This is a genomic window from Streptomyces alkaliterrae (genome assembly GCF_007097205.2).
Taxonomy (GTDB): Bacteria; Actinomycetota; Actinomycetes; order Streptomycetales; family Streptomycetaceae; genus Streptomyces; species Streptomyces alkaliterrae.
Map to the genome: position 1 here is coordinate 1 of NZ_VJYK02000561.1, position 1,614 is coordinate 1,614.

The following is a 1,614-nucleotide window of genomic DNA, read 5'->3' on the forward strand; positions in this document are numbered from 1 at the left end:
CACCGGGAGCACCCCGGTGAGCTCTCCCTACCGATTGTTCGGTCCGGAGCACATTCTGGCTACAGGTGGGTCCTGCCTGTGGACAGATGGCGCCGCCGACGCTGGGATGGGCACACGACGTCCAGGGAGGGGAGGCCGCAAGGCATGGCGGATGAACAGATGGCCACCACGCGCCCCCTCGACGCCGTGGACCGGTCGATCCTGCGCATACTCCGCGCCGACGGCCGCGCCTCCGTCCGCGCGGTCGCCGAACGTGTCCACATATCCCGCGCCAACGCCTACGCCCGCATCAACCGCCTCATCACCGACGGCGTGATCCGCGGCTTCAGCGCCCGCCTCGACCACGAACGCGCGGGCCAGGGCGCCTCCGCCTACATCACCCTCAAGATCGTCCAGAACTCCTGGCGCACGGTCCGCGAGAAACTCGCCGCCCTCCCCGGCGCCGCGCACATCGCCCTCGTCAGCGGCGACTTCGACGTCCTCCTCCTCGTCCACACCGCCGACAACCGCTCCCTCCGCGAACTGGTCCTCACCCGCATCCAGTCCATCCCCGAAGTCCTCTCCACCCGCACCCTCCTCGTCTTCGAGGAAACCGACCTCGACCCCGAACCCTGACGCCCCCGGCGTTCTAGGGCAGCGGACGCGAGCACGTCGACCGGGCGACGTACGCGAGCCCGTCGAACTCCTCCGCCGGCACGACCGGCGCCGCGTTCAACCGGTACAGAAAGCGCGGCACGGCGGCACCGAACGTGCGGTGCGCGTACGTCTGCCGCAACGCCTCCCGCACCTCCGCGTCCGCCTCCCCGGCCGCCCGCAGGTCGACGAGGTGATCCACGGGTACCGCCCGCGCCAGCAGCCCCTCCAACGTGTGCGCCCCGGGCCGGCCGATCCGGTTGCGCCGGACCGGCCGCCTCACGTCCGTACCCCGCCGAGCCCGGAAGGACCCCTTCCCGAAGAGCAGCCCGAGCGCGTAGTACGCGTCCCCGTACCGCTCCCGCAGCCGCGCCCCGAGGGCCGGAACCCCGGCGCAGAGCCCGGACGCCACGTGCCCGTTGTGCGCCCACACGACAACCCGCCGCGACGGAGACCCGGCCACCAGCGCGTCCACGGCCTCGGCCATGTACCTCTCCCTGGCCGTGAACACCCCGCCCTCGGTGTCAGCCGGGTCGAACAGTCGGCTGATCAGATCGGCGCTGTGGACAAGCAACCGCGCGTCCTCCACCGCCTCGGCCACGGCCCCCTCGCCGACCCGCTCGGCGAACTCCGCACGCCGCCCCTCCACCGCGTCGACCAGCCGCTCCATCTCGGCCCGCAACGCCCCGGCGGGATCGGGCCGCGAACCCGGCCGCGCCTCACGTAGCACGTCGAAGGCGGCCCGTCGACCGTCCGCCTCCTCGGGCGCGACCACCCGCAGGAACCCGGCAAGCCGCTCCACCGCGTCCCCGGAATGCTGCGCGTCGATGCCGACAAACCGCACGTGCCGCTCGGGAGCCACCCGCCTGTTGTGGGAGCGCATCCACTCCACCAGCGCCAGCACCTCCTCCGTCCGCCACGTCCAGAACCCCAGCCCCGCGACCAGCGCAGCCGCGTCCCCGTCGCCACCCCGCACGTAGT

General features: G+C 72.8%; 2 protein-coding genes. One reads left to right on the plus strand and one right to left on the minus strand.

Going from position 1 to position 1,614, the window contains the following annotated elements; translation table 11 throughout:
• The first annotated feature begins 144 nt into the window (after window positions 1–144).
• Window positions 145–615, plus strand: a complete 471-nt coding sequence (locus FNX44_RS26735; protein WP_143651545.1) for an Lrp/AsnC family transcriptional regulator — start codon at window positions 145–147, stop codon at window positions 613–615.
• A gap of 13 nt (window positions 616–628) precedes the next feature.
• Here FNX44_RS26735 and FNX44_RS26740 read toward each other — a convergent pair.
• A partial coding sequence (locus tag FNX44_RS26740; RefSeq protein ID WP_143651546.1) for an erythromycin esterase family protein occupies window positions 629–1,614 on the minus strand: 986 nt, incomplete at its 5' end.